Genomic DNA, 18041 nt, shown 5'->3' with positions numbered 1-18041 from the left:
GCCTCGGCATAGCGCGACACACCGACGCATCCCTCGCCACCCTGTCGCACCGCGAGGCCTGCGTGGCATGATCGGCGCATGACCGAGCCCAGCACGCCGCTTCCGGCCCACTCCGACGACGGACGATCGTTCACGGTTCCGGATGCCGCGGGCACGCCGTTCATCGCGGGCACCCTGCTGCTCGTCACCACGGGGCAGGGTCGCCAGCTCGCCCTCGTCGAAGCTCGCGAGACGGCTGCGCCCGGTGCGCCCGAGGCGCTGCACGGACGCCTGCTCGGTGCGATCGAGGGCGACCGTTTCGACCCGCGAGCCAGCCACCCCTTCGCGGACGCAGCGGTCGAGGCCGCCGACGCCGAGACGATCGACCTCGTGCACGCGGCGCTCGGCGCCACCCTCGAGGTCGGGGTGAACCTCAGCCCGCCGATCAGGCCGGCGCGACTGCTCGCCCACCGCTTCAACCGGCACACCTTCTGGTGCGGTCAGAGCGGCTCCGGCAAGACGTATGCGCTCGGCGTGGTGCTCGAGCAGCTCATCGCGCACACGGCGCTGCCCGTGGTCGTCTTCGACCCGAACTCCGACTTCGTGCGACTCGGCGAGCTGAACCCCGACGCGAGCGGGCCCGGTGCCGAGCTGCTGCGGCACCGCGACATCCGTGTGCTGCGCCCGAACACGGCGGGCGCCGACCCGCTTCGCGCCCGGTTCACGGCGATGACGGCCGAGGCGAAGGCGGCAGTGCTCCGACTCGATCCGGTCGTCGACCGTGAGGAGTTCAACGCCGCCGTGCACCTCCGCGAGACGCTCAGCGAGGTCGATCCGGGAGTGCTGCTGCCCGAACTGCTCGGCTCCGACGACCCGGTGCGGCGCGCCCTCGGACTCCGCATCGAGAACATGGGCCTGCTGAGCTGGGAGGTCTGGGCGGGCCGCGATCGCGAGGCGACGCTCGTGATCGACGAGCGAGCGGATGCCACGGTGCTCGACCTCGGCGGCTTCTCGACGCCCGACCAGCACCTCGTCGTCGCGCTCTCGGTGCTCGACGAGCTCTGGACCCGACGCGAGGAGCGGCGGCCGGTGCTGCTCGTGATCGACGAGGCCCACAACCTCTGTTCGCCCGAGCTGTCGTCACCGCTCGCGGTCGCGGTACGCGAGCGCATCATCCAGATCGCCGCCGAGGGGCGGAAGTTCGGCCTGTGGCTGCTGCTCTCGACGCAGCGACCGTCGAAGGTGCACCCCGGCATCATCTCCCAGTGCGACAACCTCGCCCTCATGAAGATGAGCTCGCCCGTCGATCTCGACGGGCTCGCGACGTACTTCGGCTACGCGCCGGCGGCGCTCATCGCGCGGTCGCCGTGGTTCCGGCAGGGCGAGGCGCTCTTCGCCGGCGGCTTCGTGCCCGCGCCGACGCTGCTCGCGATGAACGCGAGGCTCACCCCCGAGGGCGGGAGCGACGTGGGCGTGCCGCTGCGCTGAGCTCGTGCGACGGCCGAGGAGCGGGCTGCCCGCAACGAAGGGGCCGCCCGACCGGTGCACCTTCCGGGATCACCGGATGCGGTCGGGACGGCCCCTTCGGGCTCGGCCTCAGAGGAAGCGCGCGTAGGCGCCCACCGTGAGGAACGTCGGGAACTCGGGCTCGAGGGCGACGGTGCGGAACACCGAGATCGCGTCGTCGAACCGGTCGCCCTCGAAGCGCGGCAGTTCGGCGACCGCGGCCGCCATGAGCCGAACGATCGACGTCTGGTCGATACGGGTGCCCTCGGCCGTGACCGTGTTCTCGTTGAGCCACTGCCAGACCTGCGAACGCGAGATCTCGGCCGTCGCGGCATCCTCCATGAGGTTGTCGATCGCCGCGGCGCCCGTGCCGCGCAGCCACGACTCGATGTAGCGGATGCCGATCGAGATGTTGTCCTGCACGCCGCCCTCGGTGACCTCGCCGCCGATCGACGGGATGTCGAGCAGCTCGGCCGCGGTCACGTGCACGTCATCGCGCAAGCGGTCGAGCTGGTTCGGCTTGTCGCCGAGCACCGCGTCGAACTCCGCCCGAGCCGTGGGGATCAGGTCGGGGTGCGCGACCCACGTGCCGTCGAAGCCGTCGCCGGCCTCCCGGCGCTTGTCGGCCGACACCGCGGCGAGCGCACGGGCGGTCACCTCGGGGTCGCGGCGGTTCGGGATGAACGCGCTCATGCCGCCGATGGCGTGCGCGCCGCGCTTGTGGCACGTCGCGACGAGCAGCTCGGTGTAGGCCCGCATGAACGGCACCGTCATCGTGATCGCCTTGCGGTCGGGCAGCACCCAGCGGCGACCGCGCGAACGGAACGTCTTCACGATCGAGAAGATGTAGTCCCAGCGGCCGGCGTTCAGGCCCGCGCAGTGGTCGCGCAGTTCGTAGAGGATCTCGTCCATCTCGAACGCGGCCTGGATCGTCTCGATCAGCACCGTCGCCCGCACCGTGCCCTGCGGGATGCCGAGCCGCGTCTGGGCGAAGACGAAGATGTCGTTCCACAGCCGGGCCTCATGGTGCGACTCGAGCTTCGGCAGGTAGAAGTACGGCCCGCGCCCCGCGGCGATGAGCGCCTGCGCGTTGTGGAAGAAGTACAGGCCGAAGTCGACGAGCGAGCCCGAGGCGTGCATCGCGCGCCCCGCACGGTCGTGGAACTTCAGGTGCTTCTCGACGAGGTGCCAGCCGCGCGGTCGCATCACGATCGTCGGCGTCTCCTCCGCGGTGACGCGGTACTGCTTGCCTTCGGGGCTCGTGAACTCGAGGCGGCCGCGCAGCGCGTCGAAGAGGCTCAGCTGGCCCTCGATGACGTTCGGCCAGGTCGGGCTCGTCGCGTCCTCCTGGTCGGCGAGCCAGACCTTCGCGCCCGAGTTCAGCGCGTTGATCGCCATCTTGCGGTCGGTCGGTCCGGTGATCTCCACGCGGCGGTCCTCGAGGCCGGGCCCGGCGCCGGCGACGCGCCAGCTGCTGTCGTCGCGGATCCACTCCGTCTCGGGCAGGAACTTCGGGTCGCGACCGTTGGCGGCATCGACCCGGGTCTGCAGGCGTGCGGCGAGCAGCTCGTGCCGGGTGCCGGCGAAGCGGTCGTGCAGCTCGGCGAGGAACGCGAGCGCCTCGGGCGTGAGGATCTCGTCGTAGCGCTCACCGAGCGGCGCGGTGATCTCGATGCGCGGTTCGACGGTCTGGAAGCTGCCGGTGGCGGGCTTCGGCTCGAACTGGGATCCGGATGCCGCGGCATCCGCTCGCTCGAACGTCATGCTGGGTGTGGTGTTCATGATCGTGTCTCCTTCAGATGGTCGGTCGAGGGGCGCGGAGCGCCACCTCGACCGACTGATGAGTCAGAACTGTTCTTCCTCGGTCGATCCGACGAGTGCGAGCGTTGCGCTGTTGGGGTTCAGCGCCGTGGCGATCTGGTCGAAGTAGCCGGTGCCGACCTCGCGCTGGTGGCGCGTTGCGGTGTAGCCGTGCTTCTCCGAGGCGAATTCCGCCTCCTGGAGTTCGACGTAGGCGCTCATGTGCCGCTCGTTGTAGTCCTTGGCGAGCGTGAACATGGAGTGGTTGAGGGCGTGGAAGCCCGCGAGGGTGATGAACTGGAACGCGTAGCCCATCGAGGCGAGCTCGCGCTGGAACTTCGCGATCTGGTCGTCGTCGAGGTGGCGCTTCCAGTTGAACGAGGGCGAGCAGTTGTAGCTCAGGCGCTTGCCCGGGAACTTCTCGTGCACGGCCTCGGCGAAGCGGCGGGCGAGGTCGAGGTCGGGCTCGGCCGACTCGACCCAGAGCAGGTCGGCGTACTCGGCGTAGGCGAGGCCGCGGGCGATGACCGGCTCGATGCCGTTCTGCACCTCGTAGAAGCCCTCGGCGGTGCGCTCCCCCGAGACGAAGGGCTTGTCGCGCTCGTCGTGGTCGCTCGTGAGCAGGGTCGCGGCGAGCGCGTCGGTGCGGGCGATGATGATCGACGGCACGCCGGCGACATCCGCCGCGAGTCGGGCCGCGTTGATGGTGCGGATGTGCTGGCCCGTGGGAACCAGCACCTTGCCGCCCATGTGGCCGCACTTCTTCTCGCTCGCGAGCTGGTCTTCCCAGTGCACGCCCGCCGCGCCGGCCTCGATCATCTGGTGCATGAGCTCGTAGGCGTTCAGCGGTCCGCCGAAGCCGGCCTCGGCGTCGGCGACGATCGGGGCCATCCAGTCACGGTCGTCGGTGCCCTGCTCGATCTGGCCGGCGCGCAGCAGCGCGTTGTTGATGCGACGCACGACCGCCGGCACCGAGTTCGCGGGGTAGAGCGACTGGTCGGGGTAGGTCTGGCCCGAGAGGTTCGCGTCGGCCGCGACCTGCCAGCCCGAGAGGTAGATCGCCTTGAGGCCGGCGCGCACCTGCTGCACGGCCTGGTTTCCGGTGAGGGCGCCGAGGGCGGCCGACCACTGGGGCTCCGCCTGAGGGGCGAAGGCCGTGCCGGTGTTCTGCTGGATGTCGTTCCAGAGCTTCTCGGCGCCGCGCTTCGCGAGCGTGCGCTCCTCACGAACGGGGCCGCGGAGGGCGATGACGTCTTCGGCGGTGTAGTCGCGGCTGACGTCGCTCCACCGGGGGTTCGCGTCCCACTCGAGCTGCAGCTCGGCTGCGGTCTGGGTCTGGTCGCCGGGGCGGTTCGTGGTGCTCATGGTGTCCTCCGAGTGGTGCTGAGCGGATGCTTCGGTGTGGCCGTTCGGCGTCTGCTTCGACGCCGTGCGGTGGTCTGTACATCCACTCTGCGCCCGGCCGACCCCTGCACCACGACGATCTCGGGGGTGAACTTTCCCACTCTTTCTGCACCGCAGAACAACCCGGGTTACGGCACCCGACTGTTCACACGGCGGAGGCCCGGGCGAGCTCCTCTTCGATCACGCTCGTGTGCGCCGGCGCCCATCCGAGGGCGCGGGCCTTGCCGCCGAAGGCTCGCTGATCGAGCAGGAGCGCGTCGGCGAACGCGGCGCCGAACCGGTTGCGCGTGGCCTCGACGGGCTCGGCGGCGACTCCTGCCCCGCCCGCGACCGCTTCGGCGAGCGCGCGCACGGCGGTCGGGTTGCCGTCGCTGCCGATGAGGCGGCCGAGCGGGGAGTCGTGCGTCAGGGCGAGCTCGAAGAGCCGCGCGAGGTCGTCGGCGTGAACCCAGGTCCAGTGCTGGCGGCCGTCGCCGATGAGCCGCAGCTCGCCGGCCTCGGTGCGGGGCGCGTCGGTGATGAGGCTCGCGAGACCCCGGCCGTGGCCGTAGACGACCCCGGGCGCGACGATCGTCGCGTCGACGGATGACGCGAGCAGCCGCTCCTCGATGGGCAGGCGCCAGACGACCAGCGCGGTGGGGCCGAGCGGCCCGTCGTCGTCGATCGCCTCACCCGCCCCGAACTCCCAGATGCCGCTCGTGAGCACGAATCGCTTGCCGGTACCGCCGAAGTGCTCGATGACCGTGTCGACGACGGCCGAGTTGAACGCCTCGGCACCCGTCTCGGGCGCCGCCGTGTGCACCGCCGCGTCGACGTCGTCGAGCGCGGAACCGAACCACGCGGCATCCGTCACCTCGCCTTCGAGCGGGGCGGCGCCCTGTGCACGAACTCGGGCGGCCGCGTCGGCGCTGCGCACGACGGCGACGACCTCATGCCCCGAGGCGACCAGGGTGTCGAGCAGGGACGAGCCGATGTACCCGGTTCCACCGGTGAGGAGAATTCGCATGAGCGCAATCGTCATGGATTCGGAACCCGTTGCTCCAACGACACTTCACCGAGGGAAACGAAACTTCACCGAAGGAAACGGAGCCGCGAACGACCGGCCCGACGCTCGCGATCCTTGCGGAATCGACGGAAACATCTGGGTTGTTCCGTTTGCCGCAAACGGGTTCTCGTGTGACCATCGAAGCATGGTCATCGCGGATCGAACGGGTTCGGCGGCACGCACCGCCGCACTCGATGCGCCCGCCACCGGCGCCGACACCGTCGAGCCGGCTTCAGACGACGTCGACTCGCTCACGCTCGGACGCCGCATCCGCGAGCACCGCACCGCCCGCGGCATGACCCTCGGCGAACTCGCCTCGGCGATCGACCGGGCGCCGTCCCAGGTCTCCGCGATCGAGAACGGCAAGCGCGAGCCCCGGCTCTCGATGCTGCGCACGATCGCCCTCGCGCTCGGCACGACCGTCGACGAACTGCTCCGAACGGATGCCCCGTCGGAGCGCGCGGCCCTCGAGATCGCCGTCGAACGCGCCCAGCGCGGCCCGGTCTTCGCCGCTCTCGGACTCCCGCCCTTCCGTGTCGCGAAGGGCATGAACGACCAGACCCTGCAGACCATCCTGAGCCTGCACAACGAGATCGATCGGCTGCACCGCGAGCGTGCCGCGACGCCCGAGGAGGCCCGCCGGGCCAACGCCCAGCTGCGCGCCGAGATGCGCGGTCGCGACAACTTCTACGCCGAGCTCGAGACGAAGGCAGCGGAGCTGCTCGAGGCGGTGGGCCACACGGGAGGGCCGGTCTCGCACCAGCTCGTGGCCGACATGGCGAGCCACCTCGGGTATTCGCTGCACTACGTCGGCGACCTGCCGCACTCGACCCGCACGGTGACCGACAAGCGCAACGGGCGCATCTACCTGCCGACCCAGCAGTCGCCGTCGCGCGACTCGCGCTCGCCCATCCTGCAGGCGCTCGCGAGCCACCTGCTCGGCCACGAGGAGCCGCGCGGCTACGCCGACTTCCTGCGCCAGCGCATCGAGACCAACTACCTCACGGCCGCGATCCTGCTGCCCGAACAGGCCGCGGTGCGCTTCCTCAGCGAAGCGAAGAACCTGCGCCGCATCTCGATGGAAGAGCTGCGCGACGCGTTCGCCGTCTCGTACGAGACCGCGGCGCACCGCTTCACGAACCTCGCGACGGCCCGCCTCGACATCCCCGTGCACTTCATGAAGGTGCACGAGTCGGGCACCATCATCAAGGCCTACGAGAACGACCGCGTGCGATTCCCCTCCGACGCGCTGGGCGCCGTCGAGGGCACCACGGTCTGCCGCAACTGGACCGCCCGCACCGTCTTCGACGTCGAGGACCGCTTCAGCCCGTGGTACCAGTACACCGACACGCCATCGGGCACCTTCTGGTGCACCTCCCGCATCGAGAAGGCGAAGGAGGGCGAGTACTCGGTGTCGGTCGGCGTGCCGTTCGAGCACGTGAAGTGGTTCCGCGGCCGCGAGACATCCCATCGTGCGGTGTCGCGCTGCCCCGATCCCGCCTGTTGCCAGGCGCCCGCCGGCCTCGCCGAGCGATGGGCGGATGCCTCGTGGCCCGCCGCGCGCACCCCGACGAGCCTGCTCGCGGCGCTGCCTACCGGCACCTTCCCGGGCGTTGACCAGACCGAGGTGTACCAGTTCCTCGAGGCGCACGCGCCGCACTGATCGCAGCGAGCACCGGTCGCTGCGACGAGCTCTCGGTCAGTCGAGCCGCCACCCGCGCACGGCGTGCACCGCGAACGATTCGGGATACGCCGCTCGCTCGGGCTGCTCGGGCGGGAAGGCGAACACGTCGAGCATGAGCTGCATCGGGTACTGCGGTGACTGCACGACGCGCTTCACGACCTCGTCGTCGATCGCGAAGACGATGCCGTCGGCCCGCCACTCGACCGCATAGCGGTGCGGCTCGCGCACGTCGCCGGCGAACGGCACCCGCTCGAAATCGTCGACGATCGCGGGGTCGCGGAACGGGTGGACGCCCAGCCCGACGAGGGCGCTGCCATCGTCGCGAATGTCACGGCCGAAGATCTCGAACACGCAGATCTCGGCGGATTGCTCTGGTTCGTCTTCGACGCCGATCAACCACAGCGCCGCCATGGCGTGCTCGTCGATGCCGTCGACCGCCGCGACGACCTCGATGCGCCCGAACCTCGGTGTGTACAGTCGCACGTCGGGCTGCGCCTCGCGCACCACGAGGCCATCGCGAAACGGATGCTGCCCCGACATCGACCCGACCGCCCCTGATCGCACGGCCGTCTGCAGGTTCGACACCCGGGTGACGCCGTCGAACTCGGGCGACCACGCCGGCTGATCGGCATCGACCCGCAACCGCAGCACCCCGTCGCCGATGTCGTACCGGGCGCGCGTGCGCTCACGGCTCGACCATTGCGGCAGATAGACCGGCAACCACTGCTTCGGGTCGAGGTCTGGGCCGGAGAAGTCGGCGTCGAACTCGAGCGACTCCGACGGGAGCGGCGTGAGGAACGGCATGCTCCCGATACTGCCCGGCCCCACCGACATCCGCTCTGCTCCCGCCGACCGTTCCGCCGGCGAGCGGATGTCGGGACGCGGCGCCTCTGGCGGCGGCCGATGCCTGCGCGGCAGGATGGGACCACCACAACCGCATCGGAGTGATCCCCGTGGGAACGACCGTCTTCGAACGACGCCGGCCACCGGCATCCGTCGTCAGCCATTCGCTCGAGCGCACGGCGCGGTCGGTGTTCTGGCTCGACGACCTGCCCGCGGGAGCAGTGGGCGGGCGTCCGAAGCTCGCGGGCCACCGTGTCGCCGACCTCGTCATCGTCGGCGGCGGCTACACCGGCCTCTGGAGCGCGGTGCTCGCCAAGCGCCGCAATCCGAACGCCCGAGTCGTGCTCGTCGAGGCGAAGTCGATCGGCTGGGCGGCGTCCGGGCGCAACGGCGGCTTCTGCGAGGCGAGCCTCACGCACGGGCAAGAGAACGGCATGGCGCGCTGGCCGAAGGAGATGGCGACGCTCGACCGGCTCGGCCTGGCGAATCTCGACGCGATCGAGGCGGCAGAGGCCGACTACGGCATGGACTTCCACTTCGAACGCACGGGCCAGCTGGCGCCGGCGGTCGAAGAGCACCAGGTGGAGTGGTTGCGCGAGTGGCACGCAGAGGCGACGGAACGCGGCGAGGAAGGCGTCGTCTACCTCGACGAGCACGAGGCGCAGGCGGCCGTCGCCTCCCCGACGTACCTCGCCGCGGTCTGGGAGCAACGCACGAACGGCATGCTGCACCCGGCACGCCTGGCGTCGGAGCTCGCGCGGGTCGCCGAAGAGCTCGGCGTCGAGATCTTCGAGCACTCCCCCGTGAAGCGGCTCGACACCCCGGGTTCGACCGGTGCCGTCTCGATGATCACCGACGACGGCAGGGTCGACGCGGAGCGCGCCGTGCTCGCGACGAACGTCTTCCCGTCGCTCGTGAAGCGCAATCGCCTGATGACCGTGCCGGTCTACGACTACGTGCTCATGACCGAGCCGCTCTCGCCACGGCAGCTCGCCGACATCGGCTGGGGCGATCGCCAGGGCATCGGCGACCTGGCGAACCAGTTCCACTACTACCGACTCTCGAAAGACCACCGCATCCTGTTCGGCGGGTACGACGCGATCTACCACTACGGCCGCAAGGTGCGTTCGGAGTACGAGAACCGCCCCGAGACCTGGCAGCGGCTCGCGAGCCACTTCTTCACGACCTTCCCGCAGCTCGAGGGCCTGCGGTTCAGCCACCAGTGGGCGGGTGCGATCGACACGAGCACGCAGTTCACGGCGTTCTTCGGCACCGCGCGCGACGACCGCGTCGCCTACGCGGCAGGGTTCACGGGGCTCGGCGTCGGATCGACCCGATTCGCGGCCGAGGTCATGCTCGACCTGCTCGAGGGCCGCGACAACGAGCGCACCTCGCTCGAGATGGTGCGCAAGCGCCCGCTGCCCTTCCCGCCCGAGCCCGCCGCATCGATCGGCATCAACGCGACGCGCTGGTCGCTCGACCGCGCCGACCACAACCGCGGCAGGCGCAACCTGCTGCTGAAGACCCTCGACGCCCTCGGACTGGGGTTCGACTCGTGAGCGAGTAGCGTGCTCACGGTCTCATGCAGACGTCGAAGCTGCAGCGGCCCGTGCCACGATCAGCCGCAGAACTCCTTCGGAACGCCGGCGACCTCCTGCACGCCGATGAGCACGACGACGTCGTCTTCGACGACGAAGTCGACGTACCCTTCGGTATCGTCTCCGACGGCGTAGCCGAACGAGTCCGCTGCGGTCTGGTTCACCTGCTGCAGGCCGGGGTATGCGGCAGTGAGCTCGTCGAGCGCAGACCCGAGCCGAATGCCCGCCTCGGTCGTCGGTGACGCCGGAACAACCCCTGCTTCGTCGGCGCGCCCCATGACCCACACCGAGGCGACCTCATCGCCGCCCTCCGGATGCGTCAGGAGCAACGACGCCGCCCCCTCGGTCGAGAGCTCGACCACCCACGGGCACCATTCCGACGTCTCGAACGCCGGCAGCCCCGCGACCACCTCCTGGTAAGGGGCGCCGCGCTCGATCGGCCCGATGCCGTCGGTGGTGATCACCCATGTGCTCACGTCGTCGGGATCAGCGGCGACCGCCGTCGGCGTCGGTGAGGGCGTGGGCGATTGCGACGCCGCCGTGGTCGGTGCGTTCGTGACGGCACCTCCGGGCGACGCGCACCCGGCGAAGCCGAGAACGGTGAGCGACGCCAAACCAAGGACGGCGGACTTCGCGGCGAGCAGGCGGATCCGGGACATGGTCTCCTCCGTTTGAGAATGTGCGGGGGAACCGCGGTCACCACGCTAACGCCCGGAGCCACCCCGGGGACGACTTCTGCGTCTCGCTTGTGTAACAGCCCTAGGCGACCGCCGCGCCCGCCGCGCCGGATTCGGGTTCCCCTGGCTCGATGCGGAAGGTCCGCGTGAAGCGGTCGAGCAGCTCCTGGTCGCCGTCGAAGTGCGTGCCCACGTCACCCGACAGCAGCTCGCGGAGCGCGACGGGCGTCAGCTCGAGTTCGAGCACCGCCTCCGGCACCGGCTCGAACGCCGAACGCCGCCTCGGTTGCGGCAACGCTCCCGCCCCGATCGGCACGATGTCGAGCGTGCCGCCCACCACGATCGCCGAGAGTGAGACGTCACCCACGTGCAGCACGTACTCGGTCGGCGGCAGCGACGCCGCGGCATCCGGCCGGAATGCCGCACGCAACGAGACCGCGAGCGCATCGGCGCCGACCGTCTCGCCGATGCCGGGCTCGCCGAGCACCGACCAGCCCCAGCGTTCGAGGGCGAGCACGACCGGCTCGAGCCCGCGACCGAGCGCGGTGAGTTCGTACCCGCCGCGCACGGTGGGCACCCGGCGCAGCACGCCGGACTCCTGCAGCTCCTTGAGCCGGTCGCTCAGGATGTTGGTCGGGATTCTGGGCAACGAGGCCTTCAGGTCGCCGTAGCGGCGGGGGCCGACGAGCAGGTCGCGGACGATGAGCAGCGCCCATCGATCCCCGACCCGCTCGAGTGCCCGGGCCGCTCCGCCGTACTGGCCGAAGCCGCGCACGCCGCGTGAGGCCATGCGGTCGCGGGTCAGGCCGTCGCAGCGGCGCCCTGCTCGGCCATGTACGCCTCGGGGCCCTTCTCGGCTGCGGCGGGCTCCATGAAGAGGAAGGAGAGGTTGTTGCCGTCGGGGTCGTCGAGGTCGCGCGAGTACATGAAGCCGTAGTCCTGCGCCTCGCGCGGCTCGCTGCCGCCTGCGGCGAGGCCCTTCGCAAGCACGTCGTCGACCGATTCACGGGAGTCGCGGCTCAGCGCGATGGACACCTGCGCCTGCGTCTTCGGGTCGATGATCTGCTTGTCGGTGAACGTGCCGAGGTACTCGCGCGTGAGCACCATGAAGTAGATGGTGTCGCTGAGCACGACGCACGCGGCGTTCTCGTCGGTGAAGAGCGGGTTGATGCTGAACCCGAGCGCCTCGTAGAAGCTCTTCGAGCGCTCGAGGTCGGTGGTGGGCAGGTTTACGAAAATGCTGGTTGCGGTCATGATCGCCTCCGAGGGATCGTCACTGGTCTTCGGATGTTGTATGTCAGCTTGCTCTTTGCAAGTGCACTTGTCAATAGCAAGTAGACACGAGCTCGCCTACCGCACGACGCTCCGCCGCACGAGGAGCGCCAGGTGCAGGGCCGTGAGGGTCTCGCCGTCGTCGAGGTCGGTGCCGAGCAGGTCGCCGATGAGGCCGAGCCGCTGATAGAAGACCGAACGAGAGAGGTGCGAAGCGGATGCCGCGGCCGTGCGATTGCCCGGATGCGCGAGCACCGCACCGAGCACGTCGAGCAGATCGCCCCGGCGCGCGAGGTCGTAGTCGATGAGCGGCTCGAGCATGCGCTCGCCGTGCTCGAGCAGGCGGTGGTCGTCGCGCAGCGAGGTGACGAGCCGCATGAGGGGTCGATCGTCGGATCGTTGCACGACGGGGCCGCGGGTCGCGCGCGCCGGACCGCGAGCCAGGTCGATCGCCTCCTGCGCCGAGCCGAGCAGGGCATTGAGGCCGTCTGCCTCGGAGCCGACCGACAGCACGATCCTATCGAGCACCGCGGAGTCGACCGCGACGAGGGCGCGGGCGAACCGTCGCGCCGTGGCGTCGTCGAACGCTCGCGAGGCCGGCAGCGAGAGGAGCATGAGCGTCGCCGGCACGGCGAAGGCACCGTCGCGGATGCCGCCGGCGATGGCCCGCCCGCCGAGCCCGCGAGCCGCGGCATCCGCTGCCTCGGGCGCGACCGGGGCCCCCGTCACGACGACCCCGAAGAGCCGCGCGCCGTCGATCGGCAGCCCGGCCGCCTCGACGCGTGACGACGCTGCGGCGAGGCCCGCGAACCTGCCGTCGAGCAAGCCGTCGACGAGGCGCTGCCGACCGAGGCGTACCCACTCGTCGACAGCCCCGTCGGCGAGCCGGCCCAGCGCGAGCGCGATCGCGCCCTGCTCGAGCACGCTCGTGCGCCCCGCCGGGTGCGCCGGCCCCGGCAGGGCGATGAGATGGCCCCATCGGATGCCCCTGGCCTCGACCGGCACGATGAGCCACTCGTCCGGCGCGACGCCGAGTCCCCGTCGCTGCTGCTCGTGCTGCCGATGCGCGCGGCGCGACCGCACCTCCCACCCCGTGAAGAGCTCCCCTTCGGCGGCGAGCGGCACCTCGGCGGCCACGACCTCGTGGGCGAGGTTCTCGAGCACGACGGCAGCACCGAGGGTCTGCGCCAGCTGCTCCACGATGAAGTCGGGCGGCGACCCGCGCAGGGCGAGCGCCGTGAACCGCTCGCGCACCTCGTCGCGGGCGCGCAGCGCCGCCGTCTGCTCCGAGATGATGCGACCGTGCACGGCCTCGGTGAGGGCGACGAACTTCACCTCGCGGTGCAGGGCGACGAGGGCGAGCCCGTGCTCGCGTGCCGCCGATTCGACGACCGCCGGCACGTACCGATAGTGCACGCCGAGCTCGAGCACGAGGCCGGCCAGGCCCGCGTCGACGAGGCCGGCGATGAACGAGGTCAGCTCGGCCGGATCCGTGGGCCAGCCCGATCCCGTGGTGAGCAGCAGCTCGCCGCCGTTGAGCAGACGGGCGACGCCCGCACTGTCGGAGACGTGGGCCCAGCGCACGTGCGCATCGAGGGCATCACCACCGGAGAGCACCTCGGGCAGCCCCTGCGCGACGGCCGGGATCGTCAGGATCTCGCGCACGGTCGGGAGTCCGTCATCGGCCGGATCGAGCGCCGGACGGTTCGTCTGGTTCACGTCATCTTCGCGACGATCTGCCACCGGAATCGCCCTTCTTCCTCTGTCACACTCGGAAATCGAAGCCTAGCCGACTTCGGTCATTCTGTCCGATCTCGACACCGACGCGACCGCCGCACATCCAGTGAAGGAACTGCCAATGAGCATCACCGAGACCGCTTCCCCTTCCGCATCGGCCCCCGGTGTGCCACTCATCGGACACTGGGTCGACGGCGCACTGCGCCCGTCGGCCTCGGGCCGCACGGCCCCGGTGTACAACCCCGCCACCGGCGCCGTGCAGGCCGACGTCGCGCTGGCCGACCAGGCCGAGATCGACGCGGCGATCGCGTCTGCGCAGGCCGGCTTCGAGGTGTGGAGCGGCTACTCGATCGCGAAGCGGCAGAACGTGCTGTTCGCGTTCCGCGAGCTGCTGAACTCGCGCAAGGGCGAGCTCGCGGCCATCATCACCGCCGAGCACGGCAAGGTCGTCTCCGACTCGATGGGCGAGATCCTGCGCGGCCAGGAGGTGGTCGAACTCGCCACCGGGTTCCCGAACCTGATCAAGGGCGCCTTCTCCGAGAACGTCTCGACCGGCATCGACGTGTACTCGCTGAAGCAGCCGCTCGGCGTGGTCGGCATCATCAGCCCGTTCAACTTCCCGGCCATGGTTCCGATGTGGTTCTTCCCCATCGCGATCGCCGCCGGCAACGCCGTCGTCTTGAAGCCGAGCGAGAAGGACCCCTCGGCGGCGCTCTGGCTCGCCCAGCTCTGGAAGGAGGCCGGCCTGCCCGACGGCGTGTTCACCGTGCTGCAGGGTGACAAGCTCGCCGTCGACGGTCTCCTCACCTCGCCGGTGGTGCAGTCGATCTCGTTCGTCGGATCGACCCCGATCGCCCAGTACATCTACGAGACCGCGTCGAAGCACGGCAAGCGCGTTCAGGCGCTCGGCGGGGCCAAGAACCACATGCTCGTGCTGCCCGACGCCGACCTCGACCTCGTCGCCGACCAGGCGGTGAACGCCGGGTACGGCGCCGCCGGCGAGCGGTGCATGGCGATCTCGGTCGTGCTCGCGGTCGAGCCGGTCGCCGACGAGCTCATCGGCAAGATCAGCGAGCGCATCGCGAAGCTGAAGATCGGCAACGGCGCAGGCGTCGACGGAGTCGAGCCCGACATGGGCCCGCTCATCACCGGCGCGCACCGCGACAAGGTCGCCTCCTACGTCGACATCGCCGAGGCAGACGGGGCGACGATCGTGGTCGACGGCCGCGGGTTCACCGTCGACGACCACGAAAGCGGCTTCTTCTTCGGTCCGACCCTGATCGACGGCGTGCCCACCACCTCGCGGGCGTACACGGAGGAGATCTTCGGCCCGGTGCTCTCGGTCGTTCGCGTGAGCACCTACGACGAGGGTCTCGACCTCATCAACGGGGGCCAGTTCGGCAACGGCACCGCGATCTTCACCAACGACGGCGGCGCCGCACGCCGCTTCCAGAACGAGGTGCAGGTCGGCATGATCGGCATCAACGTGCCGATTCCGGTGCCCGTCGCCTACCACTCGTTCGGCGGGTGGAAGCAGTCGCTGTTCGGCGATGCGAAGGCCTACGGCGCACACGGCTTCGATTTCTTCACCCGCGAGAAGGCCGTCACCAGCCGCTGGATCGACCCGGCCACGCGCAACGACGCCGCGCACGGCGGCATCAACTTGGGCTTCCCCCAGAACCACTGAGTCCCGGCAACCACTTGAAGGAGGCATCCGACATGACCGACACCATCACCACCGGAACCGAAGCGGTCTTCGCCGACCGCTTCGGCACGCGGCATCCGCTGCCCGATGCCGCTGCCGAGGCGCAGGTGCGCGCCGACGACCGAGCCCATGTGTTCCACTCGTGGAGCGCGCAGGCGCTCATCGACCCGCTGCCCATCGCGGCCGGCCGGGGCTCGACGTTCTGGGACTACCAGGGCAACGCCTACCTCGATTTCTCGAGCCAGCTCGTGAACCTGAACCTCGGGCATCAGCACCCCGACCTCGTCGCGGCGATCCAGCAGCAGGCCGGGCGGCTCGCGACGATCCAGCCCTCGATGGCGAGCGACGTGCGCGGCGAACTCGCCCGGCGCATCGCCGATGTCGCACCCGGCGACCTCGACAAGGTGTTCTTCACCAACGGCGGCGCCGACGCCAACGAGTACGCCGTGCGTCTCGCCCGCGCGGTCACCGGACGACGCAAGGTGCTGTCGATGTACCGCAGCTACCACGGCGGCACGGCGACCGCGATCTCGCTGACGGGCGACCCGCGACGCTGGCCCAACGAGCCGAGCGACGGCAGCGTCGCCCACTTCCTCGGGCCCTACCCGTACCGTTCGTCGTTCCACGCCGACTCCGCCGAGCAGGAGACCGTGCGGGCGCTCGCCCACCTCGAACAGGTCATCACGCTCGAAGGCGCCGGCACGATCGCGGCGATCATCATCGAGACGATCGTCGGCACCAACGGCGTGCTCGTGCCGCCGCCCGGCTACCTCGCCGGCGTGCGCGAGCTCTGCGACCGCTACGGCATCGTCTACATCGCCGACGAGGTCATGGTCGGCTTCGGCCGGGTCGGCGAATGGTTCGCGGTCAACGCCTTCGACGTCGTGCCCGACCTGATCACCTTCGCGAAGGGCGTGAACTCGGGCTACGTGCCGCTCGGCGGCGTCGTCATCTCGCAGCGCATCGCCGCGCACTTCGACACGGTGGCGTTCGCCGGCGGGCTCACGTATTCGGGACATCCGCTCGCCTGCGCCGCCGGGGTCGCGACGTTCGAGGTGTTCGAACGCGACGGCATCCTCGAGCGAGTGCGCGACCTCGGCGAGCGCGTCGTCGAGCCGCGGCTTCGCGAGATCGCGGCGACGCACCCCTCGGTCGGCGAGGTTCGCGGTCGCGGGCTCTTCTGGGCGATCGAGCTCGTGCGCGACGCCGAGACCCGCGAACCCCTCGTGCCGTTCAATGCGAGCGGGGCGGATGCCGCGCCGATGGCCGCCGTCGCCGCCGCCTGCAAGCAGGCCGGCCTCTGGCCGTTCGTGCACTTCAACCGCATGCACGTGGCACCGCCGCTCGTCATCACCGAAGACGAGCTCGTGCGCGGGCTCGACATCATCGACGCGGCGCTCACGATCGCCGATGGGCACGTCGCCGCGTAGCGACACCGAGCGAACCGCAGTCGGGGGCCGCGTCCGGGAATTGCCCGAGGCGCGGGCCCCCGCTGCGGAGTACCATGGCGGCATTCACGGGATCTCCGTGTCGACGGAGCGTCCCAGATCCCGAGGGAAGCGCTCATGGATGACCGACTCACTTCCGATCGCGTCGCGGACGTGCAAGACGCGACGCCGTTCCACCTGCTCTACGAGTTCTACCGGCTCTCGGGCTACGAGCGGCGACGCCATGAACCAGGCGTGCTCGACTTCACCTTCGGCGACCCGCACGACCCGCCGTCGAGCGCCTACGTCGAGATCCTCCGCGACTCGCTGATCCCGCAGCACGAGCTCTGGTTCGCCTACAACTTCGGCGACGCGACGGCGATCGCGGCCGCGACCGAGGCACTGCGACGGCATGTCGGCATCCCGTTCGAGACGGCCGACGTGCACCTCACCACGGGCGGGTTCGCGGCGATCTCGACCGCCCTGAAGATCGTCGGCGACGCCGGCGACGAGGTCGTCTACAGCCTCCCGCCGTGGTTCCTGTACGAAGGACTCATCCGCGAGGCGGGCCTGCTGCCGGTGAAGGTGTCGATCGACCGCACGACGTTCGACCTCGACCTCGATGCGATCGCAGCGGCCATCACGCCGCGCACCCGCATCGTGATCGTCAACAGCCCGAACAACCCCACCGGCCGCATCTACCCAGTGTCGACGCTCGAACGCCTCGCCGCCCTGCTCGATGAGGCGTCGACCCGGAACGGACGGCGCATCTTCCTCATCTCCGACGAGGCCTACAACCGCATCGTGTTCGACGGTGCTCGGTTCCGCAGCCCGGTCGAGTTCTACCCCTGGAGCTTCCTCGCCTACAGCTACGGCAAGACCCTGCTCTCGCCGGGCGAGCGCATCGGCTACCTCGCGGTGCCCCCGACGATGCCCGACCGCGAGCCGCTCCGCGATGCGATCGAGGCGATCCAGATCACCGGTGGATGGCTCTTCCCCAACGCGTCGATGCAGTACGCGCTGCCCCGTCTCGAGACGTTGGAGTTCGACATCCCGCTCTTCCAGCGCAAGCGCGACGTCATGGTCGCGGGCCTCAGGGAGATCGGGTACCGCGTCACGGTGCCGGAGGCCACGTTCTACCTCTTCCCCGAGTCGCCGATCGCCGACGACGCCGCGTTCGCCGCAGCGCTCGACCGCGAGGGCGTGCTCGTGCTGCCCGGGCGCATGTTCGAGACCCCGGGGTTCTTCCGCATCTGCCTGACCGCGACGATGGAGACGATCGAGGCGAGCCTGCCCCGCTTCGCGGCCGCCTTCCGCGCGGCAGGCGCGCCGGGAACCGGGTGAGCGCGCCGGGCCGTCGGCTA

The 18041-nt window shown here is 70.2% G+C and carries 14 protein-coding genes; 6 read left to right on the top strand and 8 right to left on the bottom strand.

From position 1 onward, the window contains the following. The first annotated feature begins 78 nt into the window (after positions 1-78). Positions 79-1467, top strand: a complete 1389-nt coding sequence (locus DCE93_RS02160) for an ATP-binding protein (protein ID WP_108594439.1) — start codon at positions 79-81, stop codon at positions 1465-1467. Positions 1468-1575: 108 nt separating this feature from the next. On the opposite strand, the gene aceB is transcribed toward DCE93_RS02160, so the two are convergent. The 3 genes from aceB to DCE93_RS02145 form a co-directional block, all read right to left on the bottom strand. Further along, positions 1576-3267 carry a malate synthase A gene (gene aceB, locus DCE93_RS02155; RefSeq protein WP_244284218.1) on the bottom strand — a complete coding sequence of 564 codons (1692 nt, stop codon included), beginning with the start codon at positions 3265-3267 and terminating at the stop codon, positions 1576-1578. Positions 3268-3330: 63 nt separating this feature from the next. Then, entirely contained in the window at positions 3331-4650 is a 1320-nt protein-coding gene (gene aceA, locus DCE93_RS02150; RefSeq protein WP_108594437.1) for an isocitrate lyase, read from the bottom strand. Positions 4651-4834: 184 nt separating this feature from the next. After that, the gene (locus DCE93_RS02145) at positions 4835-5695 is read right to left on the bottom strand and encodes an NAD-dependent epimerase/dehydratase family protein (protein ID WP_108596532.1); all 861 of its coding nucleotides are present in this window, start codon (positions 5693-5695) and stop codon (positions 4835-4837) included. A 184-nt stretch (positions 5696-5879) separates the two neighbouring features. Here DCE93_RS02145 and DCE93_RS02140 point away from each other — a divergent pair, with 184 nt between their 5' ends. Continuing rightward, positions 5880-7397: a helix-turn-helix transcriptional regulator gene (locus DCE93_RS02140; protein WP_108594436.1), complete on the top strand. Its 1518-nt coding sequence runs from the start codon at positions 5880-5882 to the stop codon at positions 7395-7397. Between the two features lie 36 nt (positions 7398-7433). Here the strand turns inward: DCE93_RS02140 and DCE93_RS02135 are convergent, their stop codons facing one another. Beyond that, positions 7434-8222 (bottom strand): glycoside hydrolase family 16 protein, encoded by a 789-nt coding sequence (locus DCE93_RS02135; protein WP_168186156.1) that lies wholly within the window; start codon positions 8220-8222, stop codon positions 7434-7436. A gap of 149 nt (positions 8223-8371) precedes the next feature. Here DCE93_RS02135 and DCE93_RS02130 point away from each other — a divergent pair, with 149 nt between their 5' ends. Further along, positions 8372-9820: an NAD(P)/FAD-dependent oxidoreductase gene (locus DCE93_RS02130; protein WP_108594434.1), complete on the top strand. Its 1449-nt coding sequence runs from the start codon at positions 8372-8374 to the stop codon at positions 9818-9820. A gap of 59 nt (positions 9821-9879) precedes the next feature. Here DCE93_RS02130 and DCE93_RS02125 read toward each other — a convergent pair whose 3' ends face one another. From DCE93_RS02125 to DCE93_RS02110, 4 genes are all read right to left on the bottom strand, one after another. Continuing rightward, complete coding sequence (locus DCE93_RS02125) at positions 9880-10518, bottom strand: hypothetical protein (protein ID WP_146184918.1); 639 nt, start codon at positions 10516-10518, stop codon at positions 9880-9882. Between the two features lie 100 nt (positions 10519-10618). Continuing rightward, entirely contained in the window at positions 10619-11326 is a 708-nt protein-coding gene (locus tag DCE93_RS02120; RefSeq protein WP_108594432.1) for a winged helix-turn-helix transcriptional regulator, read from the bottom strand. 11 nt (positions 11327-11337) lie between these two features. Next, on the bottom strand, positions 11338-11790 hold the full coding sequence (locus tag DCE93_RS02115; RefSeq protein WP_108594431.1) for a VOC family protein: 453 nt from the start codon (positions 11788-11790) through the stop codon (positions 11338-11340). Between the two features lie 96 nt (positions 11791-11886). Beyond that, the gene (locus DCE93_RS02110; RefSeq protein WP_244284217.1) at positions 11887-13527 is read right to left on the bottom strand and encodes a PucR family transcriptional regulator; all 1641 of its coding nucleotides are present in this window, start codon (positions 13525-13527) and stop codon (positions 11887-11889) included. Positions 13528-13666: 139 nt separating this feature from the next. Between DCE93_RS02110 and DCE93_RS02105 the strand changes: the two genes are divergently transcribed. From DCE93_RS02105 to DCE93_RS02095, 3 genes are all read left to right on the top strand, one after another. After that, complete coding sequence (locus tag DCE93_RS02105; RefSeq protein ID WP_108594430.1) at positions 13667-15232, top strand: CoA-acylating methylmalonate-semialdehyde dehydrogenase; 1566 nt, start codon at positions 13667-13669, stop codon at positions 15230-15232. A gap of 32 nt (positions 15233-15264) precedes the next feature. Next, entirely contained in the window at positions 15265-16680 is a 1416-nt protein-coding gene (locus DCE93_RS02100) for an aspartate aminotransferase family protein (protein ID WP_108594429.1), read from the top strand. 135 nt (positions 16681-16815) lie between these two features. Beyond that, complete coding sequence (locus tag DCE93_RS02095) at positions 16816-18021, top strand: aminotransferase class I/II-fold pyridoxal phosphate-dependent enzyme (RefSeq protein ID WP_108594428.1); 1206 nt, start codon at positions 16816-16818, stop codon at positions 18019-18021. The last annotated feature ends 20 nt before the right edge of the window (positions 18022-18041 follow it).

This window comes from Agromyces badenianii (genome assembly GCF_003070885.1).
GTDB classification, from domain to species: Bacteria; Actinomycetota; Actinomycetes; order Actinomycetales; family Microbacteriaceae; genus Agromyces; species Agromyces badenianii.
The sequence above is the reverse complement of the archived record's forward strand: the minus strand, read 5'-3'. Positions and strand labels throughout refer to the sequence as shown.